General features: G+C 42.0%; 16 protein-coding genes. 13 read left to right on the plus strand and 3 right to left on the minus strand.

What is annotated here, in order from left to right; genetic code table 11:
* Positions 1-163 precede the first annotated feature (163 nt).
* From IJT21_07865 to tal, 13 genes are all read left to right on the plus strand, one after another.
* Positions 164-1,069: a hypothetical protein gene (locus IJT21_07865; GenBank protein MBQ7578163.1), complete on the plus strand. Its 906-nt coding sequence runs from the start codon at positions 164-166 to the stop codon at positions 1,067-1,069.
* A 106-nt stretch (positions 1,070-1,175) separates the two neighbouring features.
* Positions 1,176-1,547, plus strand: coding sequence for a VOC family protein (locus IJT21_07870; protein MBQ7578164.1), 372 nt, complete (start codon positions 1,176-1,178; stop codon positions 1,545-1,547).
* Positions 1,548-1,745: 198 nt separating this feature from the next.
* On the plus strand, positions 1,746-2,684 hold the full coding sequence (locus tag IJT21_07875; GenBank protein ID MBQ7578165.1) for a D-ribose ABC transporter substrate-binding protein: 939 nt from the start codon (positions 1,746-1,748) through the stop codon (positions 2,682-2,684).
* Between the two features lie 74 nt (positions 2,685-2,758).
* A complete protein-coding gene (locus tag IJT21_07880; protein MBQ7578166.1) occupies positions 2,759-3,343 on the plus strand; it encodes a DUF2291 family protein in 585 nt (194 codons plus the stop codon).
* Between the two features lie 15 nt (positions 3,344-3,358).
* A complete protein-coding gene (locus tag IJT21_07885; protein MBQ7578167.1) occupies positions 3,359-4,900 on the plus strand; it encodes a sugar ABC transporter ATP-binding protein in 1,542 nt (513 codons plus the stop codon).
* A 25-nt stretch (positions 4,901-4,925) separates the two neighbouring features.
* Entirely contained in the window at positions 4,926-5,954 is a 1,029-nt protein-coding gene (locus tag IJT21_07890; protein ID MBQ7578168.1) for an ABC transporter permease, read from the plus strand.
* Positions 5,955-5,978: 24 nt separating this feature from the next.
* Positions 5,979-7,475, plus strand: coding sequence for an L-fucose/L-arabinose isomerase family protein (locus IJT21_07895; GenBank protein MBQ7578169.1), 1,497 nt, complete (start codon positions 5,979-5,981; stop codon positions 7,473-7,475).
* Between the two features lie 3 nt (positions 7,476-7,478).
* Positions 7,479-8,327 carry a transketolase gene (locus IJT21_07900; GenBank protein ID MBQ7578170.1) on the plus strand — a complete coding sequence of 283 codons (849 nt, stop codon included), beginning with the start codon at positions 7,479-7,481 and terminating at the stop codon, positions 8,325-8,327.
* Positions 8,320-9,255 (plus strand): hypothetical protein, encoded by a 936-nt coding sequence (locus IJT21_07905; GenBank protein MBQ7578171.1) that lies wholly within the window; start codon positions 8,320-8,322, stop codon positions 9,253-9,255. Before IJT21_07900 ends, IJT21_07905 begins: the two co-directional genes overlap by 8 nt.
* Positions 9,256-9,314: 59 nt before the next feature.
* Positions 9,315-10,775: a glycerol kinase GlpK gene (gene glpK, locus IJT21_07910; GenBank protein ID MBQ7578172.1), complete on the plus strand. Its 1,461-nt coding sequence runs from the start codon at positions 9,315-9,317 to the stop codon at positions 10,773-10,775.
* Positions 10,776-10,804: 29 nt separating this feature from the next.
* Positions 10,805-12,718: a transketolase gene (locus tag IJT21_07915; protein ID MBQ7578173.1), complete on the plus strand. Its 1,914-nt coding sequence runs from the start codon at positions 10,805-10,807 to the stop codon at positions 12,716-12,718.
* Positions 12,719-14,314: an FGGY-family carbohydrate kinase gene (locus tag IJT21_07920; protein ID MBQ7578174.1), complete on the plus strand. Its 1,596-nt coding sequence runs from the start codon at positions 12,719-12,721 to the stop codon at positions 14,312-14,314.
* A 12-nt stretch (positions 14,315-14,326) separates the two neighbouring features.
* Positions 14,327-15,367 carry a transaldolase gene (gene tal / locus IJT21_07925; GenBank protein ID MBQ7578175.1) on the plus strand — a complete coding sequence of 347 codons (1,041 nt, stop codon included), beginning with the start codon at positions 14,327-14,329 and terminating at the stop codon, positions 15,365-15,367.
* Here the strand turns inward: tal and IJT21_07930 are convergent.
* From IJT21_07930 to IJT21_07940, 3 genes are all read right to left on the minus strand, one after another.
* Positions 15,364-16,392, minus strand: coding sequence for a galactose mutarotase (locus IJT21_07930; protein ID MBQ7578176.1), 1,029 nt, complete (start codon positions 16,390-16,392; stop codon positions 15,364-15,366). The genes tal and IJT21_07930 overlap by 4 nt on opposite strands.
* A 168-nt stretch (positions 16,393-16,560) precedes the next feature.
* Complete coding sequence (locus tag IJT21_07935) at positions 16,561-19,467, minus strand: DEAD/DEAH box helicase family protein (GenBank protein ID MBQ7578177.1); 2,907 nt, start codon at positions 19,465-19,467, stop codon at positions 16,561-16,563.
* A partial coding sequence (locus IJT21_07940) for a type III restriction endonuclease subunit M (GenBank protein MBQ7578178.1) occupies positions 19,468-20,016 on the minus strand: 549 nt, incomplete at its 5' end.

Genomic DNA, 20,016 nt, shown 5'->3' on the forward strand with positions numbered 1-20,016 from the left:
TTTTGACCCCCGGTTGCAAAAAAGTTTTGTCTTTGACTTTGCTGTTATCGATTTATAATATGGTCGTGCAAATAAAATTTTTAATATTTCAATGGAGGTAGAATTTAATGCTGCGGGATCGAAAATTTTTTAGCGTTTTGCTCGTATTGGCTGTGTTATTGCTGTGATTATTTCAGGAGGCTGCGGCGGTGGGGGCGGCGGCGGAGGAGATCCATATTATGATGATTATTACCCGCCTGAAGACTATAATAACAGCTCATATTGGATTGATGTAGCAGATACTTCATGGTACAGGGCAGAATTAGAAAGTTTTACAATCACTACACCCTATGAACTTGCCGGGATCACAAGACTTGCATATGATGGCGAAAATTTTGCAGGACAAATAATATATTTAGCGTCAAATATTTCGCTGGCCGGCAGAGAATGGACGCCCATAAAAAATTTTGCAGGGACTTTATACGGGCAGGGTTATACTATTTCCGGCGTTACAGTCAGTGAGTCAATGTCAGGCGAAAATCTTTACGGTTTCATTAAGAATCTTCAAGAGAACGCTTTAATCTCAGACGTAAAATTTACGGATTTATATGTTTACGCACCTGAAGCACAAAACGTCGGCGGTATTTCCGGAGCAAATGATCACGGAACTATTTATAATTGTTCTGTCAACGGCGATGTTACAGGCTATATGGGCGTAGGTCTTATTGTCGGCGGTAATTATGGATATATTACGAATTGTATCGCAAACGGAGGCACTGTAAATTCTCATTATAGACTCGCAGGAGGTATCGCAGGTTCATCATATAGTACGGTTTCAGACTGCACGTCTTATGCTTATGTAAATGGAGATTATGAAGTCGGCGGTATTGTCGGAGAGAGTTGGACAGCAGGAGGAGTCCTCACAAATTGCGAGGCATACGGACAAGTCAGCGGAGGAAGTCCTGCAGGAGGAGTCGCCGGGAAAATATATTCAAGCAGCATAATAAGCGGAAATAAATTCTCAAGTTCAACCGGACAATATTACGGCATAGGCACAGGAAGCAACGAAGGCTGCGAAAAAATAAATTAATCGTCAGGCAGCATACACTTAAAAATTTTGCGGGTCTCGCGTTTGTCGTGAGGCTCGTTTTTTATGTGATAAAATTTTCGTAAATTCATGAAGGGGGTAATTTATCATGAAATTCAAAATGGTACACGAGAATTATAACGTACAGGATTTAAGCAAGTCGCTTGAATTTTATTCGCAGGCGTTAGGACTTCACGAAAAAAGGCGCAAGACAGCTGACGACGGCTCATTTGTAATTGTCTACATTGGCAACGAAGAGTCAGAATTTGAGCTTGAATTAACGTGGCTTAGAGATCACCCGCAAAAATATGACATCGGCGAAGAAGAATTTCATTTAGCTTTTCACGTTGATGATTTTAACGCGGCTCATGAGCTTCACTCAGAAATGGGCTGTATCTGCTTTGAGAATCACTCAATGGGAATATATTTTATTCAGGATCCCGACGGTTATTGGCTTGAAGTCATACCGGCAAAGAGATAATAATTTCAGCTCGTACTGTATTGATATAACTGAATGATATAGTGAATTATCAGAAAGTTTATAATTACATACGAGCAAAATTATATTATTTTTCGCTAATAATCATTAATTCACGCATTGAAATTTTTTAATTCATTCTATATATTATATTCACCAAAAATTTTACACAATTAAATATTAGCAGGAGGTAATTTCGTAATGAAAAAGTTACTCGTTATTGCGTTATCAGCAGTTCTTGTTGTGTGCTTTGCAGTAAGTGCATTCGCTGCCGGAGGAATCATGTACATTATTACGCCTTCGACATCAAATCCGTTTTTCGGCACTGAACAGAGAGTCGGAGCAGCAAAGGCCGCCGCATTAGGTTATACTCCAAAATGTTTCTCACACGACGACGACGCAGCAAAACAACTTGAATTATTCGAGGCTGCAATCGCTGATAAGGCAATCGCTATTATTTGCGACAACGCCGGAGCAGACGCTTCAATCGAGGCCATTCGCAAAGCCAACGCCGCAAATATTCCCGTTTTCTTGATTGACCGTGAGATTAACGAGTCAGGACTCGCCCTCGCTCAAATCGTAGCAGACAACGCACAGGGAGCAGCAGCAATCGCAGAAAAATGGGTTGAAGCAATGGACTACGCCGGCCCTTATGCAGAATTACTCGGACGCGAGTCAGATACTAACTGCTGGGTACGTTCGCAAAATTATCACTCTGTAATTAATGAATATCCCGATCTCAAAATGGTAGCTCAACAGACAGCTAACTGGGATCAGACAGAAGCATATTCAAAGACTGAAGCAATTTTGCAGGCTCATCCCGAAATTAAAGGCATTATCTGCGGAAATGACACAATGGCTTGCGGAGCGACTCAGGCATGTTTAGACGCAAAACGCCCTGACATAAAAATTATCGGCCTTGATGGTTCAGATGACGCAGCAGCATACGTCGCAAAAGGTCAGATGGTCGGCACAGCGTTACAGCAGATCGCAAGAATTACAGAAATGGCAATTGAGCAGGCTGACGAATTTATCAGAACAGGCAAGAAACCTGCGCAGGAAAAACAATTAGTCCCCTGCATCGCGATCACAAAGGATAATGTCGCAAATCTTTCACAGTTCGTCTACACAGAGAAATAAAATTTGAAGTTATTGCGGGGGAGAGCAAAATTTTCCCCCGTTTTTATTTACGCAATGAAGGGAGAGACTCATAATTGAAAGCTAAAATCTTCGCACTAATAATTATTATCGCCTTAGCTGCATTCGTGGCAAATTCCGCAAAAGTTATCGACAAGGGCACAGAAGGACAATATACGGGAGTCGTTGCATTTGACGCTGCTGCAAGTTCCGGAAGCGACTGGGCAAAAATTTCACAGGAAATCACAGCAAACGCCGCAGAAATTAACGCAATCGATCTAAACGCGCTCGGAGCAGGAAAAGCAATCAAGATTAACGGCACTGTCAGCGATTTTACATCAAAGGCGGGAGGCAAGCGAAATTCTATAACTATCACTCCTGAAAATTATTCCGGCAACATGATATTTACAGTTCAGTTAGGCAGCGTTTATACAGGCACATCAGTAAGGGACGCTCAGACAATAAAGAAATTCGGCGATTTCACGAATCAAACCGAGTGGAGCCAGTACGCAAAAGCCCTTAACACCCAGCTTGATAATGAAGTAGTCAAGCCCCTTGCAATAAATGACTCCGTGAAGGGCAAAAAAATAACTCTAATCGGTGCAGCAACTTCATCAGGGAATCAGGTAAATATTACGCCTGTCTCTATAGTTATCGAGTAACGGAGGGATTGAATAATGTTCGATGATCCCAATGTTGTTTTACATTGCGAGAAAATAGACAAAATTTATCCCGGCACAAAAGCTCTTGACGGTGTCTCATTTGATTTACTCAAAGCAAAAGTTAATGTCTTAATCGGCGAAAACGGTGCAGGAAAATCTACCCTCATGAAAATGATCGCAGGAATCGAGCAGCCCTCAGCCGGTAAAATGTACATGGACGGACAAGAAGTTTATTTCCGGGACATTAACGACGCTAAAGCAAAAGGAATCGGAATCATTCATCAGGAGTTAAGCCTGTTTCCAAATCTCACAGTTTATCAAAATATTTTCATGAATCACGAGCAGACTAATTTCGGCCTGTTAAATGACTCTGCACACATCGAGGGCGCAAAAAAAGTTTTAAAGCGTCTTGAACACGAAATTGACCCTAATACTTTAGTTGGCGATCTAAGAGTCGGACAGCAGCAAATGGTTGAAATCGCAAGAAATCTCGTAAGCAGTGATTTACGGGTCTTAATCATGGACGAGCCGACAAGCTCATTATCTGCCGCAGAAGTAAAAGTTTTGTTCAAGATTATGCGTGAACTTCTCGAACAGGGAATATCAATTGTTTATATCTCTCACAGACTCGAGGAAATTATGGAAATCGGCGACCACGTTACAATTTTGCGCGATGGGAAATATGTAGCCGACGCAGATATTAAGGATATAAAACTTGAGTGGATAGTCGAGAATATGGTCGGAAAAAATACCCAGTATCACAGATTCACGCGTTCTATAGATCTCGACAAGGCCGAGAAAATTTTAGAGGTCAAAAATTTATATCTTCCCAAAACCGGCGGAGGCTGGCTGCTTGATGACGTAAATATGTATCTCAAGAAAGGCGAAGTACTCGGCATTTATGGACTCTTAGGTGCCGGGCGTAGTGAATTATTTGAGTGCTTGATGGGTATGCGTCCTGAACACAGCGGCGAAATTTTTTATAAGGGTCAAAAAATGAGAGTCGGCACAATCGCAGATCAGTTAAACGCGGGATTTGCTATCGTTCCTGAAGACAGACAAAGACAAGGACTCGTGCAAAGTTTAGACATCTGCAAAAACGCTTCTCTTGCATCACTTGAAAATTTTGCGCATTTATGGTTAATGGACTATAACGCAGAAGGAAAAGCAGTCGACGACGAAATTAAAGAACTTCACATAAAAGTTGCTGATAAAACACTGCCGATTCTCTCGCTTTCAGGGGGCAATCAGCAAAAAGTTGTAATCGCAAAAGGTCTCATGACTAAACCTGAAATTTTGTTAATGGACGAACCTTCACGGGGAATAGACATCGGCGCAAAAACTGAAGTTTTCGAGATTATTCACGAGTTTTCAGAGCGCGGACTCTCAATTATCGTAATATCCTCCGAGCTTAAAGAAATTATGGCGATTGCAGACAGAATTTATGTATTGTCAAACGGGAAGTGCACAGCTGAATTAACCGGCCAGGACATAACAGAAGATAATCTTGTACGCGCTTCATATGCAGGACTCGGAACAGGTAAAAGCGCGGCATAATTTAAACGGGGTGAAATAATTTATCATGAAAAAGGACAACAGCCAGCTAATTATGACTCTCTTGAAGGGTCGTACATTTATAGTGTTGATATTGCTTGTAATATTCTTCAGTTTTGCGTCAAAATCTTTCTTATCGCTGAATACTTTAACGATGGTAGCAAAGCACGTCGCTTTATATGGTATTCTCGCGCTTGGAATGACGTTTGTTATTATAACGGGCGGAATTGATTTATCAGTCGGATCTGTCGTCGGTCTCGTTGGAATGTTAGCGGGCGGATTGATTCAAGAAGGACTCACAATTGGAGGCAAGACAATTTATTTTACTGTTCCTGCAATAATTGTGTTAATGCTTTGTATCGGGTGCTTAATCGGACTCGTTAATGGACTCATAATCACGAAATTAAACGTAGCAGCCTTTATTACGACACTCGGCACAATGTATATTTGCAGGGGACTCGCGAATTTGCGTTCAGGTGGTGCGACTTTCCCGAATATCGGCGGCTTTGAAGGACTCGGCAATGTCGGATTAAAGGCTCTTGGCGCAAACTGGTTCGGGATTCCTGCGGGCGTTTACGTTTTTGCAATACTTTCAATAATTGCTGCATTATTATTGAATCGCACTCCAACGGGCTGGCACTTATTAGCAGTAGGAGGCAACGAGAAGAGCGCAAAACTTTCCGGAATCAAAGCAGACAGAGTCAAAATTTTAGCTTATGTTATTTCGGGATTCTGTGCGGCTTGGATCGGATTAATTAACACTGCTCAATTATCGGCGGCACATCCTGCATCGGGCGACGGCTGGGAAATGAACGCAATCGCAGCTACAGTTTTAGGCGGGACTTCAATGTCGGGCGGTTCAGGAACTATTATCGGGACAATCGTAGGCGCATTTGTTATCGGAGTAATCAATGACGGCATGACAATGTGCGGTGTCTCTGAATTTTGGCAGAAGATAATTAGAGGTGCTGTAATAATTCTTGCAGTCATAATCGACCAGACTCAGAGAAATTTACAAGCGAAAATGGCTCTTCAGGCACGCAACGAGTCAAAGTAAAATTTTTACAGGGGGGATTTAATAATGGCAGTAAAGAAAGCTGCAAAGGCTCCGGCAAAAGTTGACAAGAAATCAGCGGAGAAAGAAATTACTCACACGCCGGCAAAAATAAAAATCGGTTTTGCTCCTACAAGACGAGCGATTTTCTCTGCTCCTGCTGCTGTCGAATATAGGAAGCTCACGGCCGCAAGACTCAAGGAATTAAATATTGATTTCGTTGACATCGACGACGTTAACGAAGAAGGCTTATTATATGATGATGCCGGACTCGAAAAAATTTGCGCGAAATTCAAAGCTGAAAATGTTGCAGGTTTATTTATTCCACATGCTAATTTCGGGACCGAGTACGAGTGCGCGAGACTTGCAAAAGAGTTAAACGTGCCTGTTTTATTATGGGGGCCCCGTGATGAGAGACCTGACAAAGAAGGAATGCGATTAAGAGACAGCCAGTGCGGTTTATTTGCTACGGGAAAAGTTTTAAGGCGCTTCAGAGTCCCATTTACATATATGAACAACTGCAATTTAACGGATCCAGAATTTGAGCGCGGTTTACGTGATTTTATTGCGGTCTGCAACGTCGTAAAAGTTTTCAGGCACACAAGAATTTTGCAGATTGGCCCGCGTCCGTTCGATTTCTGGTCAACAATGTGCAACGAGGGCGAATTACTCGAAAAATTTAATATTCAATTATCGCCGATTCCCCTTCCTGAATTGTACGCAGAAATGAAAAAATGGCGCGCTGAGAAGAAAGAAGTTGCTAAAATCGTCAAGTACTGCAAAGATAACATGATTTGCAAGATAGAAGATGACTCGCTCGCTCACGTTGCCGAACTCAAAGCAGCAATGAAGAGTTTAGCGGAAAAATACGGCTGTAATGCAATAGCGATTCAATGCTGGAACGCCCTGCAGGACGAAATTAATATTATGCCGTGTGCTGCAAATAGTTTGTTGAATGAAGAAGGAATCCCCGTAGTTTGTGAGACAGATATTCACGGTACAATTTCGCAGTTAATCGCTGAAGCAGCCTCAATGAATGAACGCCGAGTCATGTTCTCTGACTGGACAGTTAGACACCCCGATAACGATAATGGCGAATTATTACAACATTGCGGGCCATGGCCGATTTCTGTAGCGAAAGAAAAGCCGAGTATTTGTGTACCTGTTGCATTCCCTGAAAACGGCGCAGTTAGTGCAGAAGCTAAACACGGATTAATGAGTCTTGTTAGATTCGATGGCGACGGCGGAGAATATTCTATTTTGTTAGGTCATGCACGGGGAATCGACGGGCCTTATACTCGCGGGACTTATGTATGGATTGAGGTAAATAATTTAAAGCGTCTCGAAGCAAAAGTTGTCGAGGGGCCTTATATTCATCATGTTGCAGCAATTCACGGCGATATTGTGCCGATTGTTTATGAAGCCTGCAAGTACATAGGAGTCAAGCCAGATTTATATGATCCTATCGAGGACAAAGTAAAAGCGTATCTTCACGGCGAAGACGTAAAATTTGACGAGGTGTAAATTATGCGCAAAATTAAGAACGTTAAAGAATTAAGCATTAAAGCATTCGACATCAGGCGCGATGCACTTGATATTATTATGGCCGGCGGAGGAGGTCATATCGGCGGAGACATGAGCGAACCCGAAATTTTATTGACTCTCTATGAACGCATGAACGTAACACCGGAGACTCAAGACAGCCCCGACCGTGATAGATTCGTGCTAAGTAAAGGCCATTGCGTAGAGACTCTTTATGCTGTGCTAAGTTACGAAGGTTTTATGAATCTTGATGAAGTGAAAGCAAAATTTTCTAAGTTCGGATCTGAATATATCGGCCACCCTCATAACACTTTGCCGGGCATAGAAATGAATTCCGGTTCGCTTGGTCATGGCTTATCAGTAAGTGTCGGAATGGCTCTAGCGGGAAAAATGGACAAGAAAAATTATCGCGTTTATACGTTAATGGGTGATGGTGAGCTTGCAGAGGGTTCTGTCTGGGAAGGTGCAGCAGCTGCCGGGCATTACAGACTCGATAATTTATGCGCGTTCGTTGATCATAATCATTTGCAGATTTCCGGGAATGTTGACGACGTTTTATCGCCGGGTAATATTGCGTTAAGATTCGAGGCTTCCGGCTGGAATGTTATAACCATCATGAATGGCAATGATATTCAGCAAATTAGCGACGCTCTTGATGTAGCAGAACGCACAAAAGGTTGTCCGACAGTAATAATTGCCGAGACTCTGAAGGGTAAAGCATCGCCCTTAATCGAGAATAAAGCGAATTGGCATCACAAATTACCCACTCAGGAAGAATATAATCAAATTGCCGCAGATATAGCAGCATATAAGGAGGCTTTAATCAATGGCTAATAAAATTGCGAATCGTGCTGTAATGTGTGAAGTCTTGAAAGAGGCCGCCGCCCGTGATAAAAATGTAGTTGTCCTTTGCAGTGACTCGCGCGGGTCTGCTTCTTTGTCGTCGTTTGCTGATGAGTTCCCCGCCCAGTTTGTTGAAGTGGGTATAGCTGAACAAAATTTAGTGAGCATTGCTGCCGGTCTTGCCTCGTGCGGTAAGAAATCATTTGCGGTTTCTCCTGCATCATTTATTTCGACTCGTAGTTATGAACAGTGTAAAGTTGATTGCGCTTATTCTGATACGAACGTTAAATTAATCGGGATTTCCGGCGGAGTCAGTTATGGCGCGTTAGGGATGACTCACCATTCCTGCCAAGATATAGCTGCTATGAGTGCAATTCCTAATATGCGCGTTTATTTGCCGAGTGATAGATTTCAGACTCGGTGCTTATTTGAGGCGTTATTAACGGACAACAAGACCGCTTATGTGAGAATCGGCCGTAATCCTGTTGAAGACGTTTACAGCGAAAATAATGTACCGTTTGTGATGGACAAGGCTGTAACTTTAGCTGAAGGTTCGGACGTGTTAATAGTTGCTTGCGGTGAACTTGTGAAGGCTGCGAAAGATTCAGCGGAATTATTGAAGGCGCAGGGAATTTCGGCGGGAGTTCTTGACATGTACTGTATAAAGCCTCTTGACTGCGAGACACTTTTAAACGCTGCTAAGGGTAAAAAATTAATTCTCACTGTTGAAGAGCATTCGCCGTTTGGTGGACTTGGGAGTATGGTCGCACAAGTTATCAGCGCGAACGATCCTAAACGCGTAATAAATCTTTCATTGCCTGATGAGCCAGTAATAACCGGTAAATCGCAGGAAGTTTTTGCGTACTATGGAATGAATGCAGAAGGAATCGCAAAGAAAGTCAGCGAACTGCTTAAATAAAATTTATGGCCTCCGTATCAAATCGGGGGCTGTTTATTTCTTTACAAAGAGGGCATTAAATGAGTAAATATATTCTTGCAATAGATCAAAGCACACAGGGTACTAAAGCATTATTATTTGATGACAAAGGGGTCTTGCTCTGCCGTACTGATAAAGCTCATAAGCAGATAATAAATAATTTCGGCTGGGTCGAACATGATTTACGGGAAATTTACGCTAATACACTTGAGGTCGTAAAAAATTTAGTCGCTAAATCCGGCATTGATAAATCAGAAATTTACGCACTCGGAATCAGCAATCAGCGCGAGACTTCAGCATGTTGGGACAAGACGACGGGTGAGCCTCTTTATAACGCTATTGTCTGGCAGTGTTCGAGGGGTGCTGCAATCTGTGAGGAAATCGCAAAGCAGGGACATTCGCAAATTATTCATGATAAAACCGGGATTCAATTATCGCCGTATTTTCCTGCTGCAAAATTAGCTTGGATATTTCAAAATGTAGAAGGCGCACGGGAAAATAAAAATGTTGCTGTCGGAACGATTGACTCATGGCTCGTTTATAAATTAACCGGCGGTAAATGTCATAAGACAGATTACTCTAACGCGTCGAGGACTCAATTATTTAATATTAAGACTCTCAAGTGGGACGATGAATTATTAAATATTTTCGGGCTTGATAAAAATTGTATGGCAGAAATTACGGACTCTGACGGCGATTACGGCGAGACAGATTTTGACGGCTGGCTTGATAAAAAAATTCCTATTTGCGGCGTATTAGGTGACTCTCATGGTGCTTTATTTGGTCAGGGTTGTCTAACTCCAGGAATGATAAAAGCTACTTATGGCACTGGCTCATCTGTCATGATGAATATCGGTGAAAAAATTGCAATGAGCAGCAAAATCGTAACGAGTCTTGCATGGAAAATTAACGGCAAAATTAATTACGTCCTCGAAGGCAATATAAATTATACCGGTGCTGTTATAACGTGGCTCAAAGATGATTTAAAGCTGATTGATAACCCCGGCGAGACTGAGTCACTTGCCCGCAATGCAAATAAAGGCGACAAAACATATTTAGTCCCGGCATTTTCCGGACTGGGTGCGCCTTACTGGGAGAGTCACGCGAGCGCATGTATAGTCGGAATGACACGAGCAACCGGAAAAAATGAAATCGTTCGTGCTGCACTTGACTGCATAGCTTATCAGATCACTGACATAATAGAGTCAATGCGTACAGATTCAGGAGTTCCCGTTAATGAATTACGAGTCGATGGAGGCCCTACAAGAAACAGTTATTTAATGCAATTTCAGAGCGATATATTAAATCTTCCCGTGCGAATCCCTGACTCAGAAGAATTATCCGGCATAGGTGCGGCTTATTGTGCTGGACTCTCTTGCGGACTCTATGATGATAAAATTTTTGCGAATCTAAAGCGCGTTAGTTATTCCCCTTCAATGTCTGACTCTGATAGAATAAATTTATATGACGGCTGGAAAAATGCCGTTAAGAAATCGCTATAAACTTTACACGAAAGGAAGTAAAAATTTTCATGTCATTACAGAAATTAACCGGCGAACACCTCTCAAATGAACAAATCAACGCACTCAATGCCGCCGCCAAACGCGCAAGAGCAGCAGCCCTCACAATGGTAAGTGCAGCCAAATCAGGACACCCCGGCGGAGCTTTCTCAAGTATGGAAATGTTTTTATCTGTCTATGGAATCGCGAATTTAACTCCCGAAAATTGCAGCGATTTAAATCGTGATTATGTCGTAATTTCTCACGGTCATACAAGTGCGGGCGTTTATGCTGCTTTGTCTGAATGGGGCTTTATCGAGCGCGACGAAGCTATGGCACATTTCAGAAATTGCGGTTCAGCTTTTCAAGGCCACGTAACGCGCGAAGTTCCCGGAATCGACTGGGGCACAGGTAATTTAGGACAGGGACTCTCAGCCGGTGCAGGTTTCGCAATTGCACAACGAGCAAATAATTATAATGGTCATGTTTATGTTCTCATGGGCGATGGAGGCCAGACAAAAGGACAGTTAGCAGAAGCAAGACGTATAGCAGTGAAAGAAAATTTAACGGGACTTGTTGCTCTCGTTGACTGGAATAATATACAAATTTCAGGTGATAGAAATAAAGTAATGCCGTGCGATTTAAAAGCGTTATGGGCTGCTGACGGCTGGGAAGTTGTAGAGGTTGACGGCCATTCATTTGCAGCAATTTATGACGCTCTCAAGAATGCAGGTTCACACGGAAAACCCAGCGTTTTGTTATGTCATACTGTAATCGGCAAAGACGGCTTAAAAATGGAAGGTATACCCGATTATCACGGAAAACCAGTAACGCCCGAAATGTATGATGAAATTATGAAGCACTTAGGAGAAGACCCCGCGACTCTCGCAAAAGCAATCGAACGACGCAAGCAAGGGCCAAGCTATAAAGGACGCAAAATTGATTATCCTGCAGCACCCGTTATCGACACCGGCACACCGTTTAATTATGAGGGCGCAAAAGTTATGGACAATCGAGGCGCATTCGGTAAGGCATTAGCTGATGTAGGCAAGTTAAATTATAAGAAACCGGGCAAGACTCCAATTTTAGTGTTTGACTGCGATTTGAAACCTTCAGTAATGACCGGCGGCTTTATGAATGAAGCTCCCGATAATTTCATTCAGTGCGGTATACAAGAACATTGCGTCGCTACTATGTCAGGAACTGCGAGTATTGCCGGTGTTGTCTCGTTATGGGCTGACTTTGGAGTCTTTGGAATCGACGAAGTATTTAATCAGCAGAGACTCAATGATATTAACCATGCAGGAAATAAAACAGTTTTGACTCACGTCGGACTTGATGTCGGCGAGGACGGGAAGACTCATCAATGCATTGATTATGTAGGCTTGCTTAATAATACTTTCGGCTGGAAATTAGTTGTACCCGCTGACCCGAATCAGACTGACAGGGCGACCCGCTGGATGTTAGCTACTTCCGGTGATATTTGTCTTGCAGTTGGACGCAGCAAAATTGACGGTCTTAAAGAATTTTCCGGCGATTATAAATTTGAGTACGGCAAAGCTGTTAAATTACGTGATGGCAAAGACGGCTCTATTTTCGCACTCGGTTATATGGCGCAAATCGCATTGAAGGCCGCTGATATTCTTGCAAGTGAGAAAAATTTAAACGTTTCTGTCTATGCTGTGTCTTGTCCGTTAGATCCTGATATGAACGCAATTAAGGAAGCAGCTAATAACGGGCCTATTATCACCGTTGAAGATCATCACGTTAATACAGGAATGGGCGCAATTATGATTCTTGAGGCAGCACGCGCAGGAATCACACTCCCGAAAATTAAAACTCTCGGCGTAAATCATTATGGAGCGTCGGGAACTTCTGACCAAGTACGAGTCGAAATGGGCATTAACGCAGAGTCAATCGCAAATGAATTTTTGCAGGTGAAATAAATGGACGCTAAAGAATTAATTTTATCCGCGAAAACTGCATTAGGAATCGAATTTGGTTCAACGCGTATAAAAGCTATCTTAATCGACTATGACGGCCATGTGTTAGCGTCGGGTTCTCACGAGTGGGAAAATAAATTAATCAATAATATTTGGACGTATGATCTTGCAGACGTTGACGCGGGATTAAAGTCCTGTTACTCGTCATTACGCAAAGACATAGAGTCAAAATATGGCATTACCCCCAAAAAATTTGGTGCTATAGGAATTAGCGCAATGATGCACGGTTATATCGCGTTAGATTCTCAAGATAAGCAGCTTGCACCATTTCAGACTTGGCGAAACACTAACACGACTGAAGCAGCCGATATTCTCACAGAATTATTTGATTTCAATATCCCGTTAAGATGGTCAGTAGCGCATTTGTATCAACGCATATTAGACGGTGAGTCCCACGTTAAAAATATTGCTGGAGTCTTTACTCTTGCTGCCTACATGCACTATAAATTAACCGGTCAAAAAGTTATAGGCATTGGCGACGCTGCCGGAATGTTCCCGATCGATTCTGAAAAATTAGATTACGACGAGTCAATGATTACAAAATTTGACGCGTTATTAAATAAATCTGGTCATGATTTCAAGTTACGTGAGATTTTCCCGCGAGTTCTAGTTGCTGGTGATGAGGCAGGAAATTTGACTCCTGAAGGCGCAAAGTTACTCGATGAAACCGGAAATTTAGAGCCAGGGATTCCTTTGTGTCCTCCTGAAGGCGACGCAGGAACAGGAATGACCGCAACAAATTCTGTAGCTCCTCGAACCGGCAATTTATCAGCAGGCACAAGCACATTCGCAATGATAGTCCTTGAACATAAACTCTCGAAATTACACAGAGAAATTGACATGGTAACAACTCCGTCCGGATTTCCCTGCGCAATGTCTCACGCTAATAACGGAACAAGTGATTTAAATGCTTGGATTGAAATTTTCAGCGAGTTTTGCGGTCTCATGGGCATAAAAGCTGATACCGGTGAATTATTCAACAAATTATATACTCACGCGCTTAAAGGCGATAAAGACTGCGGGGGCCTGCTTGCTTACGGTTATTATTCAGGCGAAAATATTACGTTCATCAATGAAGGCAGACCATTATTTGCAAGAATGCCCGGAAGTAAATTTAATCTTGCTAATTTCATGCTCGTAAATTTATATACGTCTCTCGGTGCTGTAAAATTAGGAATGGACATTTTACTGAAAGATGAAGGCGTTAAACTTGATAAAATTATGGGACATGGCGGACTCTTTAAGACCCCTTTGGTAATGCAGAAAATTTTAGCTGCTGCCGTAAATTCTCCCGTAAGTGTTTTATCAACTGCAAGTGAGGGAGGAGCTTGGGGCATTGCTTTATTAGCTGCTTACATGGTCGACGGCAAAAATAGCGGCAAACTCGAAAATTATCTTGACTCGCGCATATTTAAAGGCTTGACGGGTGAAGCTGTGAGTCCGACTCCTGAAGAAGCAGCAGGCTTTGAGGAGTTCACAAGGCATTATTTAGCAGGTCTTGAAATCGAGAAGGCCGCAATAAATTCTATGAAATGGTAGGAGATTATTTACATGAAAACTAGTATTCATGAAGCATTTGATTTAGGGCAAAGCATTTGGCTTGATTACATAAGCCGTGATTTAATTGCGTCGGGCGGTCTTAAAAGCTGGATCGATAAAGGCGTTGTCGGCGTTACTACAAATCCGTCAATCTTTGAGAACGCAATCGCAAAGACTCAAGACTATGACGAAGAAATTAAGACTCTCGCGAAATCAGGCAAAACAAGCGCGGAAATTTACGAGATTTTAACCCTTCAAGAAGTCGGAGCAGCTGCAGATATTTTACGTCCGGTCTATGACGCTACACAAGGCAAAGACGGTTATGTGAGTCTCGAAGTCAACCCGTTAATCGCGTCAGACAAAGATACAACAGTCAGCGAGGCCAAGAGATTATTTGCTTTGTTGAATCGTCCTAATGTGATGATAAAGATTCCGGCAACTCCTGAAGGCATAGAAGCACTTAAAGAATGCATTGCAAGCGGCGTAAACGTAAATTCAACGCTTATTTTCTCGCAGGAACAATATATTAACGTCGCAAAAGCATATATCGCAGGCGCAAAGGACATCGATAAATATATTGCGTCAGTCGCTTCTGTGTTCGTGTCGCGCGTTGATACAGCAGTCGATAAATTATTAGCAGAGAAAAACGAGACTTCTTTAACGGGAAAAATCGCCGTCGACGGAATTAGACTCATGTATCAGGCATTCAAGACACTTTTTAACGGCGAAGAATTTATACAGCGTCCATTATGGGCAAGCACAGGCACAAAGAATAAATCATATTCTGACGTGAAATATGTTGAAGACTTAATCGGCCCTGACACTGTTAATACCGTACCGCCCGCGACTCTTGACGCATTTGTTGATCATGGCAAAGCAGCACTCACACTCGAAAGCAAATTAGATGAAGCCGAGTCAGACATGAAAAAATTAGCGTCCCTCGGCATTGATATTAAATCTGTCTGCGCAAAATTACTCGAAGACGGCCTTAAATCTTTTAACGCAGCTTTTGAGTCATTAATGGCAGCTATCGAGGCTAAAGCAAAAATTTAACACGCAAATTTATACGCAATAAAATATTTCACGAGCTGTCCTGCTTTGATTATTACATCAGGGAAGGACGGCTCATTTACTGCATTAGGGAACTGCTGGCACTCTAGCGCAAAACCGTCATGATCGTTGTAATAAGCTCCATTTTTGCCGAAAGTGTGTCCGATTGAGTTTCCCGAATAAAATTGCAATGCCGGCATGTCTGAACAAACTTCAAGAGTTATCCCCGTTTTATCGCCTGTAATAATTGCGGCGGGTTTATCCTGATTCAAGATTTCAAAGCAGTGATCATAACCTCCCTTAGCGTATATTAATTCGGGCGAATAAGTGAATATCCCATCAATAATTTTGCGCGGGTGAGTGAAGTCAAACGCTGTATTTGCAACACTTACAGGCGGAGCAAGTGCGATTAATTCATTGTTGGCCCTGCAGTATTTATCAGCATTGATGAAAAGCGAATGATTTAATATGCTGCCTTGTCCGTGTCCGTTGAGGTTGAAATAATTGTGATTCGTAATGCTTGCAGGAGTGTCTTTGTCGCAGGAGTATTCATATTGCATGGTCAAAGCTCCGTCAACGAATGAAATTTTTGCAGTCAATACGAAATTTCCAGGAAAACCGTTATCAAGGTCGGGGGACTCTAGCTTAAATTCTACGCAGTCATCGCAGATTTTGCCGGAAAATAATTTTTTCCCGAAGCCCTCAAAGCCTCCGTGCAAAGTGTTTCGGCCGTTATTTTGCGGTAAATGGTAAGTTACGCCGTTGAGTGTGAATTTTGCGCCCTCGATTCGATTTGCATAGCGTCCGATTGTTGCGCCGAAATTTCTTGTGTCGTGCAAGTATTCATTTAGCGTGTCATAGCCGAGTGTTACATCGTAAAATTTCCCGTCCTGAGCTAAAATTTTTGTCTCGATTATTGCGCAGGCATACTCAGATATAGTTACGCTTTGGCCGTGAGAGTCTATAAATGTGTAATTATAAACTTTTTGTCCGTCGGGCATTGTGCCGAATAGTGATTTATTTATCATAAATTTTCGCCTCCTATGTAAATATTATCATATTTGCACGATAAAGCCCCATTCATCGCGCGGAATACACGTTAAACGGGTGGGTGGGTGGGAACTACTCGGCCCGTGCGTGGAATATCTTAACTCTTGAATATCTACACAAATAAAGTCAATGGCACAGAAACATAATTATTTATCTTCATGAATGAGCCTCAATAAATCGCTGTATTGTGTTACTTCATGATAAATAACGCCCTGACTTGACAAACTATCAAATAATTTCTTCGCGCACTCTATTTTTGCAGACTCTATCGGCTTTAACTGCAGGCTCGATAAATCCCCCTTTGTCTCGGCAATAAAATAAATTTCCCGCTTCTCTCCTTCATTAAAGACTATCGCCCAATCTGGTGAATAATTTCCCATAGGAGTCGGAATCTTAAATCCTCTCGGTAACTTCGCATAAACGCTGACTTCTTCTGACACGTCTAAATCTTTCGTCATGTCCTGTTCAACTTTGCTGTCAGGAAAAATAAACGTCTGAACATTTTTACGCGTTCTACATGCGCGCGGTGATTCAGAAAATTTCTGCTCCGTGAAAATCGCAATGTCATGAATATTATCTGTCCTGCTGTAAGTTACCTGCTCGATAATTATTGCTGCCCTCTGTTCGTTGATGAGAGTTATAATTTTCTTGATGAACTCTTCAGGATTTTGCGTGAACATAGAAAATTTTTCACGTTCAATGCCTGATAAAATCTTTGCTGCTGTCCTGCGAGTTAAATTCGTGCCTCTTGCTATATCGCCGAGAAAATCATATTTTACGCTGCTATGTCTTGAAATATTCATTTGTTCCGTGTGAGTCTTGGCCGTGTCAAATTCCGTTAAATCTCCCTGCGTTCCTGTCGTTATCGTGATAGTTACTTGACTCACTGATAAATTTTTATTGATTGAAGCTATAGATTTCGTGATTAATTCTTCGCTGTCAAATTCTGCCCGATAAACGTATTTGTGATTTATGAGACTCCATAGGCGCTGAAATTCTTCACGGTAAAAATTTTTATTTAACGGGTTGCCTTCAACTTTTGCTGCTCTGCCGTCCTGAATCATTGAATTTACGTCAAATATCGCCTGAATCACTGTATGAACGCCGTCATTTATTCCATCAGGTAAGGGCGCAAAATTATTTTTCTCGCGGTCATCATGATATTTTTGCGTGATATTGTCGTCCAAATCTATATAATCATTCTTGAGCAAATAATTATGAATCTTTCTTGCTTGATGTTCGCTTATAATAAATTCTTGGCCGTCATAAATAAATTTTTTACCCTTGAAATATTCTATGTCCGCTTTCACTGGCCTGTTATACAAATCTTCTATTATGCCCTTCTGAAGTCCTGACACAAAATCTTTATAACCTTCTGAAGCTATAACAGTTAATTTGTTCAGGTCATAATCTGACTCGCGCGAACCGTCCTGATTAACACACAAACGCAAGCCACGCCCTACTTCCTGACGCTTTGCAATGTATGACTCTCCACCGTGCTTTAACGTGCATATCTGAAATATATTCGGATTGTCCCAGCCCTCACGCAATGCAGAATGTGAAAATATAAACCTCACCGGCTCAGTTAGACTCAATAAACGCTCCTTATCGCGCAAAATTAAATCATAGTCTGATACATTGCTGCTCTCGTCCTGAATCTTTCGGCCCTTCTTGTCAATTGCAAAATATCCCGCGTGAGTCCTCTTTGCGTCAATGCCCTGCAAATATTTGCTGTAAAGTGTGCCGTCATTTATGTATTCTTTCACGAGCAAATTATATTCTGATTCAAAAATTTCGGCGTACTCCGCGTTTTCTCCGCGATATTTAGCTACTTCATCAATAAAGAATAACGACAGGCATTTAATACCGCGCTCAAATAAAATTTTTTCCTTCTCTAAATGCGCCCTTATTGTCTCGCGGATTTGAAGTCTTCGCAAATAACTTTCTGAAATATCCCCAATCGCCTCACCGACATGAATTATTTTCCCGTTCGTGAATGTCATAATATTTTGAGTCGGGTCAATATCGCTGACTCGAAAGCCGCTGTACTGATTCATTTCTCCCGACAACGCAAATAAATCATCTCCAGCTGAAATTATGCGCGTGATTCTTTTGCCGTTCTTCTCAAATTCAAGTCTCGCCTTAGGTGCACTGCTCGGAGAAATTATTATATCGCTCAGGTACATATAATTATAACTTCCGGGCAGATTCTTCACGTCAAAGCATGTAACTTCTATTTTCTTGACTAATTTTTGCTTATATGCCTCGTAAGCGTCCAACACGTAAATTAAATTATGGTGCTGCTTGTGAGTCGCTGAATAGTTCAGGCAGAATAACGGATTAAATTTTTTTATGCCGGCAAGAGTCTTAGCTCCTCCCATTTTTTGAGGTTCATCAAGAATTATTACCGGCCTGTTTTCGGCGATTACGTCAATTGGTCTGCGGCTCCCGAAGTCGTCCCGTTCTGAATTTATTATACGCGCTGATTTAGTATTTTTTCCGGCCTCGCTGGCGTTGAATGCCTGAATATTTATTATCATCACGTTGATTCTTGAGTCGCTGCTGAACTCGTCTATCTCGTGCAAATTATCAGAATCATATACGAACGTCCGCGCCTTTTTCCCGTAAATTTCCATGAAGTGAGACTCCGTTATCTCAAAACTTTTGCGCACTCCTTCACGTATTGCAATGCTGGGAACTATCACGATAAATTTGCTCCAGCCGTAAATTTTATTCAGCTCAAAAATTGTCTTGATGTACGTATAAGTCTTGCCCGTCCCTGTCTCCATTTCTATATCAAGCACGCACGCGCCGAAATCCTTATTTAGCGAGTCAGAGAGCTTTATATTATTCTGAGTCTGAATGCGCCTTATGTTGTGCAGTAATTGACTGTCTGACAAAAAAATTTTCCCGTTCGCATAACCGGTGTAAAAAATGTCTCCTACTGCCTGACCAGTTATATTAGCAGCGTTATAGCCCTGGCCGGCAAAAATTTCTGTTACGCTCTCTACTGCCCTCGTTTGGAAATCTTGAAGCGCAAATTTCAGACGCAATTAAATCACCCTCCTTATAGTATCATGGCTGTACGTGTTAAATATCTGATCGAAATTTGTCATGAGTGAGTCGCTGATTATTCCATTATCGCGAAAAATTGCGTAAATGGGCTTGAGCTTGGCTATCTCGGTTATAACGTCTTCATTGAGATTTTCATCAAAGCAGGCGGTTATGTAAACGGGCGAGTCATCATGTTCAACGAGATAAATTTTTTTCCCGAACACAAATTTTTTCGTGATAGCTGCTGAAAGAGGCACACCTAATCGCAGCATTGAATTAATTAACAAATCATCGGGCGTTCGGTCGGGCTTTATATTGTCTGCTAAGAGTTCTAGAGTCTCCTGCTTGAATTGATCGGGGTATAAATAAACGTCTTTAATGTTGCTTGAGTCGACTTTGAAAGCTCGGAAGCCTGTATCAAGTTCTGAAGTTGTCAGCGGGAAATCATCACGAATTTTGCGGGCTGCACGTTTGATTCGTTCTTGGCCGATGTCGCATATAGTTTTGTAACCGGCTTTGAATGCTTCGGAATTTTCCGGAGTTGATTC

It is taken from the genome of Synergistaceae bacterium, assembly GCA_017443945.1.
GTDB lineage: Bacteria > Synergistota > Synergistia > Synergistales > Aminobacteriaceae > JAFUXM01.